Annotated in this window: 16 protein-coding genes and 2 tRNA genes; 6 read left to right on the forward strand and 12 right to left on the reverse strand. The window is 53.5% G+C overall.

Going from position 1 to position 16,828, the window contains the following annotated elements; all coding sequences use genetic code 11:
• Positions 1–130: 130 nt before the first annotated feature.
• From mobP3 to BN4275_RS16605, 8 genes are all read right to left on the reverse strand, one after another.
• Positions 131–3,046 carry a MobP3 family relaxase gene (mobP3, locus tag BN4275_RS16570; RefSeq protein ID WP_066460127.1) on the reverse strand — a complete coding sequence of 972 codons (2,916 nt, stop codon included), beginning with the start codon at positions 3,044–3,046 and terminating at the stop codon, positions 131–133.
• The gene (locus BN4275_RS16575; RefSeq protein ID WP_066460128.1) at positions 3,046–3,468 is read right to left on the reverse strand and encodes a hypothetical protein; all 423 of its coding nucleotides are present in this window, start codon (positions 3,466–3,468) and stop codon (positions 3,046–3,048) included. Before BN4275_RS16575 ends, mobP3 begins: the two co-directional genes overlap by 1 nt.
• A gap of 449 nt (positions 3,469–3,917) precedes the next feature.
• Complete coding sequence (locus tag BN4275_RS16580) at positions 3,918–4,340, reverse strand: hypothetical protein (protein ID WP_066460129.1); 423 nt, start codon at positions 4,338–4,340, stop codon at positions 3,918–3,920.
• Between the two features lie 156 nt (positions 4,341–4,496).
• Positions 4,497–4,748, reverse strand: a complete 252-nt coding sequence (locus BN4275_RS16585; protein WP_066460130.1) for a DUF6103 family protein — start codon at positions 4,746–4,748, stop codon at positions 4,497–4,499.
• Positions 4,749–4,801: 53 nt separating this feature from the next.
• Complete coding sequence (locus tag BN4275_RS16590; RefSeq protein WP_066460131.1) at positions 4,802–5,212, reverse strand: hypothetical protein; 411 nt, start codon at positions 5,210–5,212, stop codon at positions 4,802–4,804.
• Between the two features lie 14 nt (positions 5,213–5,226).
• A complete protein-coding gene (locus BN4275_RS17845) occupies positions 5,227–7,200 on the reverse strand; it encodes a peptidoglycan DD-metalloendopeptidase family protein (protein ID WP_066460132.1) in 1,974 nt (657 codons plus the stop codon).
• Between the two features lie 493 nt (positions 7,201–7,693).
• Positions 7,694–7,770: transfer RNA gene (locus tag BN4275_RS16600), tRNA-Pro, on the reverse strand.
• 3 nt (positions 7,771–7,773) lie between these two features.
• Positions 7,774–7,847: transfer RNA gene (locus tag BN4275_RS16605), tRNA-Gln, on the reverse strand.
• 232 nt (positions 7,848–8,079) lie between these two features.
• Between BN4275_RS16605 and trxA the strand changes: the two genes are divergently transcribed.
• The 4 genes from trxA (at position 8,080) to BN4275_RS16625 (ending at position 10,250) form a co-directional block, all read left to right on the forward strand.
• A complete protein-coding gene (gene trxA, locus BN4275_RS16610) occupies positions 8,080–8,397 on the forward strand; it encodes a thioredoxin (protein WP_066460133.1) in 318 nt (105 codons plus the stop codon).
• A gap of 113 nt (positions 8,398–8,510) precedes the next feature.
• Positions 8,511–9,065: a hypothetical protein gene (locus BN4275_RS16615; RefSeq protein ID WP_066460134.1), complete on the forward strand. Its 555-nt coding sequence runs from the start codon at positions 8,511–8,513 to the stop codon at positions 9,063–9,065.
• Between the two features lie 122 nt (positions 9,066–9,187).
• The gene (locus tag BN4275_RS16620; RefSeq protein ID WP_066460135.1) at positions 9,188–9,394 is read left to right on the forward strand and encodes an alpha/beta-type small acid-soluble spore protein; all 207 of its coding nucleotides are present in this window, start codon (positions 9,188–9,190) and stop codon (positions 9,392–9,394) included.
• Positions 9,395–9,518: 124 nt separating this feature from the next.
• Positions 9,519–10,250 (forward strand): YwaF family protein, encoded by a 732-nt coding sequence (locus tag BN4275_RS16625; RefSeq protein WP_158572925.1) that lies wholly within the window; start codon positions 9,519–9,521, stop codon positions 10,248–10,250.
• A gap of 33 nt (positions 10,251–10,283) precedes the next feature.
• Here the strand turns inward: BN4275_RS16625 and BN4275_RS16630 are convergent, their stop codons facing one another.
• The 4 genes from BN4275_RS16630 to BN4275_RS16645 all read right to left on the reverse strand — a co-directional run bounded on the left by BN4275_RS16630 (position 10,284) and on the right by BN4275_RS16645 (position 14,666).
• Positions 10,284–12,044: an Rqc2 family fibronectin-binding protein gene (locus BN4275_RS16630; RefSeq protein ID WP_066460137.1), complete on the reverse strand. Its 1,761-nt coding sequence runs from the start codon at positions 12,042–12,044 to the stop codon at positions 10,284–10,286.
• Between the two features lie 107 nt (positions 12,045–12,151).
• A complete protein-coding gene (locus BN4275_RS16635) occupies positions 12,152–13,336 on the reverse strand; it encodes an aminotransferase class I/II-fold pyridoxal phosphate-dependent enzyme (RefSeq protein ID WP_079988380.1) in 1,185 nt (394 codons plus the stop codon).
• Entirely contained in the window at positions 13,336–13,830 is a 495-nt protein-coding gene (locus BN4275_RS16640; RefSeq protein WP_187116740.1) for an Lrp/AsnC family transcriptional regulator, read from the reverse strand. Before BN4275_RS16640 ends, BN4275_RS16635 begins: the two co-directional genes overlap by 1 nt.
• Positions 13,831–13,850: 20 nt before the next feature.
• The gene (locus BN4275_RS16645) at positions 13,851–14,666 is read right to left on the reverse strand and encodes a histidinol-phosphatase HisJ family protein (protein WP_158572926.1); all 816 of its coding nucleotides are present in this window, start codon (positions 14,664–14,666) and stop codon (positions 13,851–13,853) included.
• A gap of 183 nt (positions 14,667–14,849) precedes the next feature.
• Here BN4275_RS16645 and BN4275_RS16650 point away from each other — a divergent pair, with 183 nt between their 5' ends.
• Positions 14,850–15,119, forward strand: coding sequence for an ACT domain-containing protein (locus tag BN4275_RS16650; RefSeq protein WP_066460145.1), 270 nt, complete (start codon positions 14,850–14,852; stop codon positions 15,117–15,119).
• A 317-nt stretch (positions 15,120–15,436) separates the two neighbouring features.
• Complete coding sequence (locus tag BN4275_RS16655) at positions 15,437–16,795, forward strand: PFL family protein (protein ID WP_066460147.1); 1,359 nt, start codon at positions 15,437–15,439, stop codon at positions 16,793–16,795.
• The last annotated feature ends 33 nt before the right edge of the window (positions 16,796–16,828 follow it).

The following is a 16,828-nucleotide window of genomic DNA, read 5'->3' on the forward strand; positions in this document are numbered from 1 at the left end:
TGTTGCGGCTGCCCTTGCGGTGAAAAAGCGCCATCCTTTTTACAGGACGGCGCTGGTTAGATGTTATATTCACTTTGGGTGGCAGTGGCTTCGTGATCTGTTTTTGCTTATTCATGAGATTCCTCCGGTTTTATAGTGTGTGCATAGTCTGTTCGTGATCATCTCGGGCATGGCCCTGCGCCTGCTTTTTAGCGCGGATTTTTTGCATCAGCTTCCGGTCGGCGTGTTGGTTTGGCGGCATTCGTGCCGGGGCTGTGTCGCCCATGATGCGGCTCATATGATGAAGCAGTCTGGTTGCCGCCAGCATGACGGAGGGGTCTTTGTATTCGTCCATGTGGTCGAGGAAAAATTGGGCGTAGATATTGCCCTGTGTCGCTGACAGCGTAAACCATTTGGCGGCGGTTTCTTTGTCCCTTGGAACTTCCTTGCCCATGAGATAGAGCTTACCGAGGGTGTATTGTGCGTATTGGTTGCCCCGGCCGCCCTCTCTTGCCCCTTTGGGGCAATTCACCTTGTGTTCGGCAGCGGCGGTCAGATAGCGGATTGCCGCGTCTATATCTTTAGGGGCGTCCTCTCCGGTGAGGTAAATCTTGCCCAGCCGGTACTGTGCGAATTGGTTTTGCTGTACTGCCGCTCTGCTTAGAAATTCAATCGCTTTGGTAATATCCTTCGGAACATCTTCCCCCTTGAGATAAAGGATGCCGAGGGCATACTGTGCATATTGATTTTTCTTTTCTGCGGCAAAGTCCAGCCAACGAATTGCCTCATCCACATCCTTGAGGACACCCTCGCCGCCGAGGTAGAGCTTGCCGAGACGGTATGCGGCATAGTCGTTGTCCTGTGCCGCAGACAATTTATAGAGCCGCACCGCTTCCGCAGTATTTTGAGGGACAAACTGACCTTTCTCATAGAGCTTGCCGAGAAAATATTGTGCATAAGGGTTTTCGGATGCTGCCGCCTGCTTGAGAAATACCAGTGCCTTTTCCACCTCCTGTGGACTGGAGGTTTCATCCGAGAGAATGAGCTTGGCAAGCTGGTAGCAAGCAAAGGGATTGCCCACCGCTGCGGCTTTTTCAAAGTATTCTTTTGCTGTCGCCTCATCTTTTTCTGTGCCAACGCCGTTCAGTAACATCCAGCCGAGGCGGTACTGCAATTTATCATCATGGCTCTGCTTTTCCAATGCGGTAAAGCCGGTAAAGGCATCTGCAAAGTGCTTGTCGGAATCAGCGTTGTTTTTTGCACACCCGATTCCATCACGGAACATCTTGCCCAGCTCAAAGCTGGCATAGGGAAAGGACTGGTTTGCCGAGCGGGTGTAGAGATCAAAGGCGGTTTCAAAACTTTGCTCCACACCGTTGCCGCGGTAGTAAAGACCGCCGAGGGAATATTCGGCGTACTTATATTTTTCGTTGGCTGACAGGGTCAGCCAGTGAGCCGCCGTAGCATAGCTTTGCTCTGTACCAAGTCCTGCGGCATACATTTTGCCGATACGGTACTGGGTGTACTTCCAAGGGCTTTCGGATTCTGCGGCGTGAAAGGCGGCAAGCCCCTTGGCGTACCACTGGTGGGCAGCATCGGCATCCGCATCACAGCCAAGACCGTCAGCGCACATTCTGCCAAGGTCGCACATGGCGAGAGGATTATCCTGCTCCGCTTCCGTGAGGAGCATTTTACGAGCCTGCTCAAAATCTTGGGCAATACCGTTTTCTTCATCACCGAAAAGATATTGCTTTGCCAACTTGTAGTCCTCCGTCCACCAGTTGGGGCGTTTACTTCTGCGGTCGTGTAAGGGCTGCTCACTGCCTTGTTCTGTATCACACTCCGGCTCAACCGCATCGTCCTCCATCAGTGGCGGCGGTGCAGTGTCATCGGCAGTCGAATCCGGCACGGTCATTTCTGCGGCGACTGATTCCTCAAAGGTGAACGCACCGTCCGAGAGTGCCAACGCTTCCTTGATGACCATGTTGCGAATGGATTTGAAATCCTCACACTTGGAAAGCGGGAGCGGCTCTGCCGCCTTGTCACTGTAAAAATGATTGATCTGTCCTTTGACCTCTTGCCACAGCCGATAGGTTTCTGCCACACGTTCGTCACGAGCCAGCTCGTCCACAATTTCATCCACCACATTTTTCAGCTCGGCTTTCAGATAGCCATACTGCTTTCTGCCGGTGGTATGGGTTAGCTTTTCCGTAAGGTGTGCGATGAGCTGCTCAATTTTTTCATTCTGTAAGGTGCCGCTCTGCATCTGCACCAACAGCTCCCGCAGAGCTGTGCGGGACTGCTCGGTGAGGTCATCCCGGCGCTGGGTCTTTTCTCCGTAGAGCGGGATCAGCTCCCACCGAAAGATTTCCGTTGCAAGAGCTGATTTCATTTTGCGTATCCCCGGCTTGGTGAGGTAGCCCTCATTGGGATTTGCGCTGTAGCAGACCATGTGGACATGGGGATGGTGGCTTTCGTTGTGGAACGCAACATACCATTTCAGATGGTCGGGGTGGATTTTAAGGCTTTCCGCAAGCTCCAGCGCCTTGGAGGAGAGCAGGGCTTTCCATGCAAATGCACTTTCGTATCCAAACTTCTCCGCATCCTCCCGGCGCAATGAAATAATCGGCGTCCACACGTTGCCTGTGTGCGCCGACACTTCACTTGCAACCTGTTCCAGCACCAGCTTCTCATCGCCTGCGGTGAACAGCCCATGGCTGTCCAGCTTTTCCACCCGAGGACGGTTGGCAATATAGTCGAGGTATTTTTCTCTGCCGCCGATCTGCTCAATATGCTGCTCCAGCGTGGCAGTGATAAACTCAGAAGCATTTTCACGGTTTGGCAGGGCAAGGTAGTCCTCATATTCCAGCGACTCCTTGCTGTCGGGAAACTCACGGAGGATTTGTGCGATGAGCGACTGCTGTTTTTTTGTGCTGCGCCAAAGTCCGTGATTGACCGTCATCTTGTCTACGCCATCACGGGTAGCAATGTATTTCACCAAATGGTTAAGGTGTGCGGCGGCTTTGCCGCCCTTGAGGTATCCGTTTTTAATGACCAGCCGTGCCATCAGCTATCCGCACCCTGTTGGAACTGCACTGCATCCTCCAGCTTGATCTTACCCTTGGTCTTTTTCACCTCGGAAACGCATCGCCCACGGAGGCTGTGCAGTTCTTCATCGGTGACCTCCAGCGTGGCCGCCAGCAGATGCATCATCATACCGACCTCCACCGACAGCCGAAACAGATTGTTTGCCACACGGTTCTCGGTATTCTGCAAGGTGCCCTGGATAGCTCCCAGCAGGTTTTGGGAGAGAAAGGCGGTGCTGTTTTGACTGCTCAAATATCCGATATAAAAGTCCACGGCCTTCTCCACGAACTCCGTATGGTTTTTCATATCCTTTTCCTGCATCATGGCTTCCATGCTCTTGATCATGTCCGGGTAGAGCCATGCCACTACCCGCTGCTTCAGCTCGCTTTTATTTTCAATCATAGGCTCAATCCTCCTTGCGGTTTTATGCCAGCACCTTTAACAGCACCTTAAAAACGCTGACACGGCGGGGCTTTTTGACGGGCCACAGCACCTTGGACAGCACAAAAACCGATTTACAGCACCTTTGGCAAACGGACTACGCTGTGCAAAAGGGCTGTGTTTTCGGCTTAAAAGCGGTCGGCACTGCCGTCCGCTGTGACCGCGAGGGGCGTTTACAGCACCTCGCTTTCTCCTGCTCTTGTTTCGACCGATGGCTTTCGGTGGGTTCAGCGGTATTCTGTCGGTCTGCGGCAAGCTCGACACAAAGCCCTCACAACGCTCTCCGGGCGGTGCGGGGGTACGGATGCCACCCCGCCTGCCAAAATCGCACACGGGGGCGACAGGGCGGCAACGGTGGGGGAAACAAAGGGAGCCGCCCTGTGTAGGGCGGCTCCGCTGTGCTTCGCGGTTTAGTTGGCCGGGGCCATCCATGTCTGTTTTTCATCAGGTGCTTTTTCAATCCAGTCCAGCAGGTTCTGCGTTTCGCCAATCTCTTGTGCCATGTTGAACAGTATGGTGCGTTCCCCGAAGCTTTCAAGGCGAATCGCCGTTTCGAACAATCCCTCCTGCACGTCAAGGATTTCCAGCCCTGACCAGTTTGCAAGCAGGTTGCGGTCGGCTGTTGCCTCGTCGGGCAAGCCCTCTGTCTGCCCTTTTCGAATGCGCTCCGTCAGTTCGCTTGTTTTCTCAGGTTGAAGTCCCCATGCCTTTCCGATGAGTTCGACTGTGTGCGTATGGTTTCCAACTGCTGCTTCCTTGCCGCCAAGCGCAATCATGGCGATTGCTTCGTGTGTAATTTTCTCCTGCAACTCTCTCGCAACGATTCGATTCATTTTTTATTTCTCCTTTTTCTTTTTTGGGGAGGCGTCCCCGCCAACACAATGCCACAGCTTTGGCGGCAAAGCTATCTGGCAAACCCAACGAAATTTCGCTGCTCACCATTGGGTAGCTGCAACAACTCTGTGGCATAAAGGCGGTAATTTGCTCCATCATTCTGTATCCTGCGGGGTGACAGGCGCCGCCGCTCTGCTTTTTTCTTTCTGCTTTTTTGCCGTGACAGGGATATCCTCGCCGCCCTCGTCAATGTATTCCCGCACCGGGGCAGGCACATATTTTTCGTAAAGTTTTTGCAGCGCCTCGGACAGCTCCTGCTCCATGGAGGAGTCCTTTTTGCCCATATAACGCCTGGTGGCGCGGAGCTTATCCGCCTCCATGCTGATGGTGATGTTCTCTTTTTTCATACTGAAGTTCCTCCTGTTCAAATATTCTTTCATCAGATTCATCTCCTACATTTTCATATCCATGGTAAACTCGGGGCATGACTGCTCTGTTCCAAAGCTGATTGATTGCCTTCAATCAGCTTTTCAAGGTAGTTATAAAAGCCCGCATCCCCATCTCGCAGGATGATTCCTCGAAACGAAATACTCTCAAAGCTGGTGTAAGCTCCATTTTCTTTTCTGAGCGCCAGCCACTCATCGCCGCCATTTGCCTGCTGAATAAACGCCAAATCCTTATAGAGATATCCTGTGCGAACACTCATATTACCGTGATACATCACCGCATACATTTCCTCGGCTGAATGTATTTGCTTGAAACAGTAAGGGTAGTCATAGAGGGGGTAATCGGCAAAATTATTCAACCACGGATTCTTTTTGCAGGCGTCAATAATTTGACGGCACTCTTTTTGCAAGTCGTTTTTATTCATGTTCGCATCCTTCCTTACGGCAGATAGCTTCTTGGGTTTTGCTTTTCGCCGCCTATTCTGATTTCAAAATGCAGATGATTGCCGGTGCTGCGGCCGGTGGAACCCACCTCGGCAATGACCGTTCCGGCATCCACGGACTGCCCCTCGGTAACGAGGATTTTGGAGCAGTGAGCATATAAAGTGACGAAGCCGCCGCCGTGATCCACCATCACATGGTAGCCGTAGCCGCTGTTGGAATAGCGCACCACATAGACCGTCCCCGGCAGCGCCGAGCGAATAGATGTGCCCTTGGGCGCGCCGAGGTCAAGGCCGCTGTGTCCTTTGGTCTGCCCGGTGAAGGGGTCTTTGCGGTAGCCAAACCCCGAGGTGACCATGCTGCGCCAATTCTCACCTAACGGTGAGCAGAAACCGTCCGCCCCGATAAACGGCGCGGACGAAAGAGGCAGACCGTCCGACCACTCATCAAATTCCTGCCCATAGGTGGGCGCCGGTCTGCCGTACAGCGCACGGTAATAAATTTCCGAGGCGTTTGCTTGGCTTTCCGGCGTGACAGAAACGCCCATCGCCGTGCTGATGTTGGCGTATACCACGGGCAGTTCCCGGATGGGAACCGCCACGGTGTAGGTCTCCTCGCCAGTGGTGCCGTCCTCATATTCCACGGTGCGTGTACGCTGCTCGTAGGTGACGAAGCTCTCGGCAAAGAGGCGGTGGTCTTTGCGAGATGGGCTGTCAGCGCCGAAATACAGAGCATAAAAAATTGCCTTGACCCGCACCGAATCAAGGCTGTCGCCGTCCTCCATCTCGGCATTGAGGTCGGCAATTGCCCCATCCAAAAGGGCGAAGCTGCCGCGCATATCTTTGGCTTTCAGCCCGATGGTTTGACCGAGAATGGACTGCATCTCTTGATTATATCCGTGATAGAGCAGATAGCCCCGGCCGGTAAACGCTCCGGTTTCACGGCTGATCTTGTCCCGCCCATAAGCCTCGAAGTCGATGTAATCCGCAAGGTTTTCGTCATACTCGAAGCGGCCGCTTTCGCAGATCATGTATTTTCCGTATTCCCCGGCGCTGTGAATGCCCGGAAAGCTCTCGAACTCATACATACATTCCGCCAGGGTTTTAAGCTGCTCCGCCGTGGTGATGTTTGCAAAGGCCGCCAATTCGGACAGGGCATTTACCTCATGCACACCTCTCTCCTTGAGCATAGCCGCAAATTGATTGAGGTGAGCAAAATCCGCTTTTTCTGTGATGATCACATCGGCGAGGTTATTCGGGAGGTCGTGCATCTCAACGCTCCATACCACCTCGTCTAAGGATTCCGCCTCAAGCCGCTGCAGCGCCTTATCCGCCTCGGATTTTTCCACAGGCAAATACAGATATTCCGTGGCCTTTTCTTTGCTGATGCTGAGGGTGATGGGGTTCGGTTCATACCAATAGGCGGGGAATGTTCTGCCGTTATAGAGCTGCTGCGGCCGGTTGCCGTTTTCATAGATCAGGCCGTAGGGTGTGACCAGCGGCTGGGGATGTTCCGCGATCATCTTCTCCACATACGCCCTGCCGTCAAATTCGGCTAATTCTTTGGTTGAAACGCTTCCCATTTGGTTTAGGTATAAGTTCTTGCCGAGGCGGTCAAGATCGCTGAAATCGTCTACAACGCTGTAACAGTGGGTGTTAAAGGTAAGGTTGATCATTTCCCGCAGGGTGGAGAGCTTTTGACCGGCGGCCGCGGCATGAAAGGTGTTCCGTTCCCCCTCGTCAAAGCTGTCCATCCGCTTCATAAAGTAGTTGAGTTCATCCAGATTGACGGTTTTTCCCGAGAGCAGAGCCGCCAGCCTGGCATCGTCATGAACGATGTCAATATGGACTTCGGTTTTGGCTGTGTTGCGCACGCCCAAGCTGTCGCACAAAATCTGCAGCTCTTTCTCCGTGCAGGGAAACCTGAGGTTGCTGTGGTTGTTTTCCCGGATGCATTGCATCATGACTCGCATTGTTTGTCCCTCCTTCGGCTGAGTTTTTCCATGTCTGTTTTCAGGCAATCCCCCTCGCGGCTATAGCACAGGAAACCGTGGGAAGCGTATGGGCAATTCCCGCAGCTTTTGAACGGACCGCAAGGACGAGATGGCGATGCTATTTTGCCTGCGCTTGTCAGGCAGTCGGAATCGTAGCAGGCGGAGCGTTTGTTTCGCTTGTATTTGACCGGCATTGTTTGTCCTTTCCGCAAACAAAAAAAGAGCGGTCAAATCGAGGATGGATTTCCTCAAATTCGACCGCTCTTTGCGTTCACTATTTTCACTTATAATAAAGGATTTTTGTAAGGTTATGGCAGAGTGAGAGTTCAAATACACACGATCTGCGAAAAACGCCCGATGACATCCCTAAAAACGATGCTTTTTTGAACGGGGGTTTTCGGGGGTAAAAAGCTCTGAAAACGGCGATGTCATCGGCATTTCTGCCGATGACATCTTTTTCACCGTGTTTGTTTGGTCGAGGTGACAAGACTTGAACTTGCGGCCTCTGCGTCCCGAACGCAGCGCTCTACCAAACTGAGCCACACCTCGACGTGGCTGCCCGACTAGGATTCGAACCCAGACAAACAGAGTCAGAGTCTGTCGTGCTACCATTACACAATCGGGCAATTTGTTTTAGTCACGAGTTATATTATACCTCTGATTTTGGAAAAGTCAAGCCCTAAATCTCACATTTTTTGCGCATTTAAATTCTTTTTCAATTGCAGATAATTGCTGGAATATTTCCGGATCCATGATAAATCCTAAAGGAAGATAGAAATTATTTATAAAAACGCTTGATTATATACTTAAAAGGTGTATAATTGTGATAACGAAACACATTTTAAGGAGGCTTTCATTATGGCAGTTGAACATTTTACAAATGATACATTTAATGACAAGGTGCTTCAGGCAAACGCAACGGTCCTGGTCGATTTCTGGGCTCCCTGGTGTGGTCCATGCAAAATGCTTGGCCCCATCATCGAAGAACTCGCCAATGACCTGGACGGCAAAGCGGTCATCGGCAAAGTAAACATTGATGAAGAACAGGAACTTGCTGTAAAATACGGCGTAATGTCCATTCCGACCGTCGTCATTTTTAAAGACGGCCAGGAAGTCAGCCGTAATGTAGGGCTGACTTCTAAACATCAGCTTACCCAAATGATTGAAAATGCATAACGTCCCGCTTCGAAACGAGCTGCCTGATAAAATCCTCCGGATACCGGAGGATTTTATTTTTATTTGCGGGGAAACTAATGAAAGAAAAAAAATCGAAATATGGGTGATGTGGAGTGGTCGTAGTAACTGCGCGAGCCTCGGACAAGCGGCTGTGTTCTCTGCTGCAGGGCAGCTGTAAAAACGCGTTAAGCATTCTTGTGATCGACGCGGATGCGGCGGCATTGCATGGGAATGGGCCGGATCTTGTATATCTTGCGCCGCATTCTTTTATGAAACTGAATTGTGAAAATGCAATTTTCATCGTGCGCGACACGGGCTGCCTGCCCGAAACCGCCGATTGTGCAAACGCCGTAGCAATTGTGGACAGTTCCAATAAACCGGTCATGGAGCTGGTTGCCTCCCGGCATCTCAAAGCACTCACCTGTGGGCTTTCCAATTCGGATACCTTCACCCTCTCCTCCCTCACACGGGACAGCGCGGTCATCTCCCTGCGCCGACAGGTCACGGCTTTCGATGGGACTTCGATTGAGCCGTTTGAGCTGCCGGTCTCCTTCTCTTCTCCAATTGAACCGTTCACTCTGCTCGCCTGCGCGGCAGTATTCTGCATGCTTGGACGAAAAAATCCAATGGCCCATGCCATGCAGCTTGAATTGCGTCAACAGAAATGAAGCCGGTGGAAATTGGTCCCCGGATGCGTAAGATTTGGCAGTTATAATCAAAGATTCCGCGCCGATACTATTACTGCAAACGCACAAACTTTATTTTCAAAATTTAAGGAGTGTATGAAATTATGTCTAACTCTAATTCTTCCAGCAACCGTATTGTTGTCCCTGAAGCAAAAGAAGCTATGAACCGTTTTAAGATGGAAGCTGCCAACGAAGTCGGCGTTCCGCTCAAGCAGGGTTACAATGGCGATCTGACCTCCCGTCAGGCTGGTTCTATCGGCGGCCAGATGGTCAAAAAGATGATCGAAGCTTACGAGAACGGCATGAAATAAGATCCCTCCGGATCAAAATAAGGACGGACAGGCAATCGCCTGCCCGTCCTTTTGCTTTACAACATCGATCCAGACCGCTATACTGGAAACAGAATCATAAATGATCGAGGAGGGCGACGCTATCTTGGGATTTTTTGCTCCGGCAAACCGGATTTTGCCCGGAACAAAGGGTGTTGCGATCTTCAGTCCGATGCATTTGGCCTGGCTTGTGGGGGTATTTTTATTTTGCATCTGGCTGCTGAAAAAATTCGACAAGCAAACGGCCTCTGAACAAAAGCACTGGCTTCGGATTGCCGCCGCGGCTATGCTTTCCTCTGAGCTATTACGCATGCTTCTGCTCCTGTTGTCCGGCAGTTTTGATCCGGCATGGGCGTTGCCGCTTCACTTGTGCGGCGTAATGATTTTTGTGGAATTTCTGGCAGTGTGGACGCGGCAGGATTTTTTATGTGAGCTTTCCTTTGCGCTTGGGATGCCCGGCGCCTTTTTCGCGCTTGTCACACCGGGCGAAACGGCTTATCCTTTTTGGAATTTCTACTATCTCCAATTTATCCTGGTGCACACGCTGTTATTTCTAATACCGCTTTTCTTCGTGTCAGAAGGGTTCCTTCCGCGTGCGCGGCGTTTGCCGGGGTGTTTTCTGTTTCTGCTCGCGGTCGCCGGTGTGGATGCCGCAGCGAATACCGCCTTCGGCGGAAATTACCTCTTTCTTGGCGCTGCGTCCCCCGGCTCGCCGCTTGAGATGGTGCAGCGGCTTGCCGGGCGGTGGTATTTTTGGGGTACAGCAGCACTGGTCTGGGCACTGTGGGGGCTGCTTTACAGCGGGATGCGCCTGCTACGCCGCGCAAAACCAAAATGAAACGGGAGCCTGCCAAATGGCAGGCTCCCTTATTTATCGGTTTTGTGCGAGCCGCTCGACCAGCGCGCGGTCCGGCTCCACAATTGCGGTCTGATATGGCTCATAAAGTACCAATCCGGGCTTATTGGCGGGATGTTTGCGTACGTTGCGGATCTGGGTATAGTCGACCGGGACTTTGCCCGATTCACGCGCCTTGGAATGCCACGCTGCGATAACCGCGGCCTGTTCAAGCGTACGGTTGGGCACTTCCCGGCCTTCAGTGATGATCACGACATGCGACCCGGGGATCTTCTGGGTGTGGAACCAGATGTCCCCATTGCGGCTGTCTTTGAGGGTCAGCCGGTCGTTTTGAAGATTGTTTCGGCCACAGAGGATCGTAAAGCCGTCATCCGAAATGAACTTAAGCGGCGGGAGACGTTCCTCCTTCATGCCACGCCGCACAGTGCTGCGTACATAACCTTCCCCCGCAAGCTCCGACCGGATCGCGGAAAGCTCACTCTCAAGCGACGCACGGGCCAGTTCGTCAAAAACGGTGTCAAAATACGCAAGTTCCGCCTCACCCTGTGCAATGAGCGCACGCAGCTTCTTTTCAGCGGTATCCGCCTTGCGGTACTGTGCATAGTACCGCTGGGCGTTCTGGGCGGGCGTGAGGCGCACGTCCAGCGGGATCTCAATCTCCGGGCAGCCTTCCTCATAGTAGTTCTGGACGCGGGCGGTATTCTGCCCTTTTTCCAACGCATAGAGGTTTGAATTGATAAGGTCGCCGTAGATTTTGAGCTTTTCGCGTTCGGTGGACGTTTTGAGTTCTTCCCGCTGGGTGGAAAGCTTGCGGGCGGTGCGGTCCGAAAGGTTTACCAGCAGCTTCAAAAGATCCGCGCCGCGCTGGTGCATCCGGTCAATCCGGTCACGTTCGCTGTAAAAGCTGTCAAGCAGCCCGCTGTAGGTGTCATAGGCGCGGCAAACCAGTGTGTGCCCATACTGGTTCAGATCGATATAGGAGAAGTCCTTCGGCTTGCCGGCGGCGTCCACCAGCATGACCGGATGCGCCTTGCCTTCCCGCAGGGTATCGGAAAGCTGTGAAAGGTAAAATTTCAGACGCATCTCCTGTTCCCCGGTGAGTTCGGAAACGACCGTATCGCCGCCACGGGTGACATTGTGCGCCACTTCACGGCAGACAAGCGGGCTCATCCCTTCCAGCACACCAAGCAGCGCTTTGGAAAGTGGCAGACCGGGCGCACATTTTATCCGCTCTGCAATTTCTGTTGGGGCGGCGGTAAAAATCGAAAGGCGATCGGGCGCGGGTACGAGCGTATAGGACATCCCAGGCAGCACCGGCCGCACGCGGGACATCTCGTCGCTGATCCGCTTGATCGAATCGACCACCTTGTTATCCGGGCCGACCAGGATGATATTGCTGTGCCGGCCCATGATTTCGACTGCGAGGGTCATAACCACCTTATCGCCAAATTCATTGACCGTTTCAAACCGCAGATGCAGGATACGGTCAAGACCAATCTGCCGGATTTCCACCAGCTTTGCATTCGCAAGATGCTTGCGCATGAGCATACAGAACATTGGCGGAGATTTCGGATTGTCCTGCGGCAGGCTGGTGAAATGCAGCCGCGGGTTCGACGCTGACGCGGAGATCAGCAGCTTGTGATTGCCCGCCTGCGCGCGCATTGCGAGCACGATCGTCTCTTTGGCGGGCTGGTGCACCTTGTCCACCCGTCCGCCGACGATTACGTCCGCGATTTCGTTTTTCAGCTGGTTTAAAAAGATTCCATCGAGTGGCATGGTGAAAGCTCCTTTTGGAAAATTGAGAAAGCAAGGCCGGGGGGATTTCTCCTGCAAATCCCCCCGGGCCCCAAATGCGCTTGAAGCACTGCCGCTTCCTATGCGGCTTAGACGTAAAGGCCTTCGTGGAAGCGGCCCATAAAATGCTCGATACGTTTGAGCGCCTCGAGCAGATGGTTGATCGAATAGGAATATGAAACGCGGATGAACCCTTCGCCGCAGGAGCCGAACGCATCGCCCGGCACCACCGCGAGCCGCTCTTCTTCCAGCAGCTGCATACAGAAATCACCGGAGGAAAGCCCTGTCGACCGGATACTAGGGAACACGTAGAAAGCGCCTTCAGGTTCAAAACAGGAAAGCCCAAGACGGTTGAAACCATCCACGACCAGGCGGCGGCGCATATCGTACTGCTCGCGCATATTCTCGATGTCCTCGTCGCAGTTTCTGAGCGCTTCGATCGCCGCATACTGGCTGGTGGTCGGCGCGCACATGACCGCATACTGATGGATCTTGAGCATCTGGGAAATAACCGGCTTTGGCCCCGCAACATAGCCGAGCCGCCAACCGGTCATCGCATAGGACTTTGAGAAGCCGTTTACGACGATGGTGCGTTCCTTCATACCGTCGATGGACGCGAACGAAATATGCCGTTTGGGGCCATAGGTAAGTTCAGCATAGATTTCGTCCGAAAGCACCATGATATCGGTTTGGCGCAACACCCCGGCGATCTCCTCCAGATGTTCGCGCCGCATGACGCCGCCCGTGGGGTTGTTTGGGTACGGCAGGATCAGCAGCTTGGTTTTTGGGGTGATCGCGGCCCGCAGCTGCTCTGCGGTCAGGCGGAAATGATCTTTGGCATGGGTCTGGATGGGTACCGGTACGCCGCAGGTCAGCTCGGTGATCGGGGTGTAGCAGACAAATGACGGCTCGACCACAAGCACCTCGTCGCCCGGATTCACAAGCGCGCGGATACAAAGGTCGATCCCTTCCGACCCGCCCACTGTGACGATCACCTCGTCCTTTGGGCAGTAATCAAGCGCGAAACGGCGGTTCAGGTAGCGGGCGATCTCCTCCTTGAGCGCTGCCATACCGGCGTTTGCCGTATAGAAGGTGTGGCCCCGCTCCAAACTTTCGATGCCCGCGTGTCGGATGCTCCAGGGCGTTTTGAAGTCCGGCTCTCCCACGCCCAGCGAAATGACGTCCTTCATCTCGGCGGCGATGTCAAAGAATTTACGGATGCCGGAAGGCTTTAATTCCACGGCGCGCCGGGACAATACTTTATTGTAATCGATCAATGGGAGGATCCCTCCCTCTCATCTGCAAAATCATCCACCATCATCACGTTGCGGTGTTTATATTTGCGCAGTACAAAATGCGTGGTAGTCGACTGGACAGATTCCATGGGGGCAAGCCGGTGGGCAACAAACATTGCCACATCCTTGAAAGTTTTCCCACTGATGGTAAGCGCGAGGTCGTAACCGCCGCTCATCAGATAGCAGGTCTCCACCTCCCGAAACTGGGAAACCGTATAGGCAATCTCTTCAAATCCCATGTTGCTTTTGGGGATGACTTTGATCTCAATGCGCGCGGAAACCAGGTTGCGGTCGGTCTTATCCCAGTCGATAACCGCCTGATATCCCTTGATGATCCCCTTCTGTTCACAGTCCGCGATCGCCGCTGCAACGTCTTGCTCCGTGGCGCCGAGCATAACGGCCAGCTGCGCGTTTGTCAGCTTTGCATTTTCGCCCAGGAGACCCAACAGTTTCAGGATATCCATCTCTTTCATCATTCATAACTCCTTTTCTTTCAAATGATCTTCAGCTGCAGCGGCTGCCGCTGTTTATAAAATGTAAAACAGGAAAATCCCGCGTCAAGCAGCATTTCCATGGCGGTTTCAATTCCTCGGCCGACATTTTCAGCCGTATGCGCGTCCGAGCCAAGGGTGACATATTCCCCGCCAAGCTCCCGAAAACGCTTTATATACCGGCAAGGCGGCATCGTTTCGGCAATCTCCTGAAAAAGCCCGGAGGTGTTCATCTCAATCGCTTTGCCATTTTGCGCGGCAATCCGCAGGGTTTCCTCAATCAGATCGTCCCAACGGCGCAGATCGAGCGCGATCTGATGTTTCCCACAGATATAACGCAGCGGATATGTAAGGTGTCCGAGCGTATCAAATTTATTCTCTTTTGCGATGGCCGCCAGCGAGGTGAAATAATAGGTCATATATTCTTCGACTTCCCGCTGGCTCCACTCTTTGAAATCAATATAGTAGATATCGGTGCCGTCCGCAAGGTTATGATGGGAAATCATCACCATATCGAATACAAAATTCTGAAGAACCGCGTCGGTGAGCGCCGGATCGAAAAGGGTGTCCGACAGCTCGATGCCGCTGGAAACCGCAAGCCTGCCGCTAAAAATCCGTTTGCACTTGCGCACGTCGAACAGCGACTGGGTGATGCGGGTTTCAAACTGTCCCTTTTCATATTCCGCCAATTCACAGTGGTCGGTGATGCAAAGTCCCGAAAGGCCGGCTTCCACTGCCTTTTCACAGAGAAAGGTCACTGAATGCTCCCCATCGAAGGAATTATTGGAATGGACGTGGCTGTCAAACAGGTTGAACATAAAAGCGCCTCCTTGTGCGCCGCTTTCCCCATCTATGCGGGGGATAAAAACCATATTATAAGAAAGTATAGCACAAACCATGCCAATTAGTATAGTATTTTCGTAAATATTATGCTATACTCATATTATTCATCGGCAAAACCCAACCTGAAAACGGTATTTATTTTTGGGAGGTAACACAAAATGCGTGCTGTTTTGACTGTCATCGGCAAGGACCATGTTGGAATTCTTGCCAAGGTTGCAAACAAATGCGCCGAATGCAACGCCAATATCATCGAAGTCACCCAGACGGTCCTGCAGGAGCTGTTCTGCATGATCATGATGGTCGATATTTCAGATGTCAACTGCGAACTGTCCGAGCTGGTTTATCAGATGAATTCGCTTGGGGACCAAAGCGGGCTTTCGATCCACGTCATGCATGAGGACATCTTCAACTCAATGCACCGGATATAAGCGCTGCCCGGCACGATGCGCCGGAGTGTCCGCTTCGCGGCCGACGCGCTTTCAAAGGGGGCCTTCGACGCGCTGCCCGGCACGGTGTGCCGGAGCGTCCGCTTCGCGGCCGACGCGCTTTCAAAGGGGGCCGCACGCCCCCTTTGGATCCCCCGCGGGGTGCCGTCTATGACGGCCCGCTGCCTTCGCAGCGGATCTGAAAAAGGTGTGCCTTCGGCACGATTGAAGGCCCCGTTTTGGAAGGACAGGGTCCTTCCCCGCGATGCGTGAACGCTTCGCGCGACTTGTCATACTGAATATAAGGAGTACATAACGTTATGCTCAATACAAGCGACGTCCTTGAAACGATCCGCATGATACAGGACCAAAACCTTGATATCCGCACCATCACGATGGGCATTTCCCTGCTCGACTGCGCCGACAGCAACATCGACGACGCCTGTGAGAAGATCTATCAAAAGGTCACCCGCTGCGCGAAGGATCTTGTCAAAACCGGCGAGGCGCTTGAAATGGAATACGGCATTCCCATTATTAACAAGCGCATCTCGGTCACGCCGATTGCGATGCTGCTTGCTGCTTCTGGCGGCGATCCTGTAAAGTACGCGCACGCGCTTGAACGCGCGGCCTGCGAGGTTGGGGTCAATTTTATTGGCGGCTTTTCCGCGCTCGTCCACAAAGGCTTCGCCGCCGGGGACGAGGCGCTTATCAGCTCCATCCCCGACGCGCTCGCCGCGACCGAGCACGTCTGCTCGTCGGTCAATGTCGGTTCGACCAAGTCCGGCATCAACCTAGACGCCATCCGCATGATGGGCCAAGTGATCCGCCGCTGTGCGGAAATCACCGCCAACCGGCAGTGCGTCGCAGCCTCCAAGCTGGTCGTTTTCTGCAACGCGCCGGAGGACAATCCCTTCATGGCAGGTGCATTTCACGGCGCTGGCGAACCCGACTGCGTCATCAATGTGGGGGTTTCCGGCCCGGGCGTCGTGCGCGCGGCGCTGGCCGCCGCGCCGGAGGATCTCGATATCACCGGTGTGGCGGAGCTCATTAAGAAAACCGCTTTCAAAATCACCCGCATGGGCCAGCTGATCGGTTCAGAAGCCTCCAAGCGGCTCGGCGTACCCTTTGGGATTGTTGATCTTTCTCTTGCGCCCACCCCAGCGGTAGGTGATTCGGTGGCACACATTCTTGAGGAGATCGGACTGGAACAATGCGGCGCCTGCGGTACCACCGCCTGCCTTGCCATGCTCAACGACGCGGTCAAAAAGGGCGGGGTCATGGCCTCCTCTTCGGTTGGTGGGCTTTCCGGCGCGTTCATCCCGGTATCTGAGGATGCGGGGATGATTGACGCTGCCCATTCCGGCGCGCTCTGCATCGAAAAACTCGAAGCGATGACCGCCGTCTGTTCGGTTGGCCTCGACATGATCGCAATCCCGGGCGACACGCCCGCCGAGGTGATTTCTGCCATCATCGCGGACGAAGCTGCCATCGGCATGGTGAATTCCAAGACGACCGCGGTGCGCGTCATCCCGGCCGTGGGGCTGGCAGACGGAGAAGAGCTTGAATTCGGCGGGCTGTTCGGCACCGCCCCGATTATGAAGGTCAACACCTTCTCCCCCGCGCGGTTCATCAACCGCGGCGGCCATATTCCCGCTCCGATCCAGGCGCTGAAAAACTAAACGGCTCGCAAAAGGCCGCCGGGCTGATACCCG

The organism is Anaerotruncus rubiinfantis, from assembly GCF_900078395.1.
Lineage (GTDB): Bacteria > Bacillota > Clostridia > Oscillospirales > Ruminococcaceae > Anaerotruncus > Anaerotruncus rubiinfantis.

What these genes read in the sequence shown, in the direction of transcription:
- BN4275_RS16640 (WP_187116740.1), bottom strand. Translation starts at nt 13,830, where the DNA reads ATGAAAGAGATGGATATCCTGAAACTGTTGGGTCTCCTGGGCGAAAAT.
- BN4275_RS16655 (WP_066460147.1), top strand. Translation starts at nt 15,437, where the DNA reads ATGCTCAATACAAGCGACGTCCTTGAAACGATCCGCATGATACAGGAC.
- BN4275_RS16575 (WP_066460128.1), bottom strand. Translation starts at nt 3,468, where the DNA reads ATGATTGAAAATAAAAGCGAGCTGAAGCAGCGGGTAGTGGCATGGCTC.
- mobP3 (WP_066460127.1), bottom strand. Translation starts at nt 3,046, where the DNA reads ATGGCACGGCTGGTCATTAAAAACGGATACCTCAAGGGCGGCAAAGCC.
- BN4275_RS16620 (WP_066460135.1), top strand. Translation starts at nt 9,188, where the DNA reads ATGTCTAACTCTAATTCTTCCAGCAACCGTATTGTTGTCCCTGAAGCA.
- BN4275_RS16645 (WP_158572926.1), bottom strand. Translation starts at nt 14,666, where the DNA reads ATGTTCAACCTGTTTGACAGCCACGTCCATTCCAATAATTCCTTCGAT.
- BN4275_RS16590 (WP_066460131.1), bottom strand. Translation starts at nt 5,212, where the DNA reads ATGAATAAAAACGACTTGCAAAAAGAGTGCCGTCAAATTATTGACGCC.
- BN4275_RS16650 (WP_066460145.1), top strand. Translation starts at nt 14,850, where the DNA reads ATGCGTGCTGTTTTGACTGTCATCGGCAAGGACCATGTTGGAATTCTT.
- BN4275_RS16630 (WP_066460137.1), bottom strand. Translation starts at nt 12,044, where the DNA reads ATGCCACTCGATGGAATCTTTTTAAACCAGCTGAAAAACGAAATCGCG.
- trxA (WP_066460133.1), top strand. Translation starts at nt 8,080, where the DNA reads ATGGCAGTTGAACATTTTACAAATGATACATTTAATGACAAGGTGCTT.
- BN4275_RS16580 (WP_066460129.1), bottom strand. Translation starts at nt 4,340, where the DNA reads ATGAATCGAATCGTTGCGAGAGAGTTGCAGGAGAAAATTACACACGAA.
- BN4275_RS16585 (WP_066460130.1), bottom strand. Translation starts at nt 4,748, where the DNA reads ATGAAAAAAGAGAACATCACCATCAGCATGGAGGCGGATAAGCTCCGC.
- BN4275_RS17845 (WP_066460132.1), bottom strand. Translation starts at nt 7,200, where the DNA reads ATGCGAGTCATGATGCAATGCATCCGGGAAAACAACCACAGCAACCTC.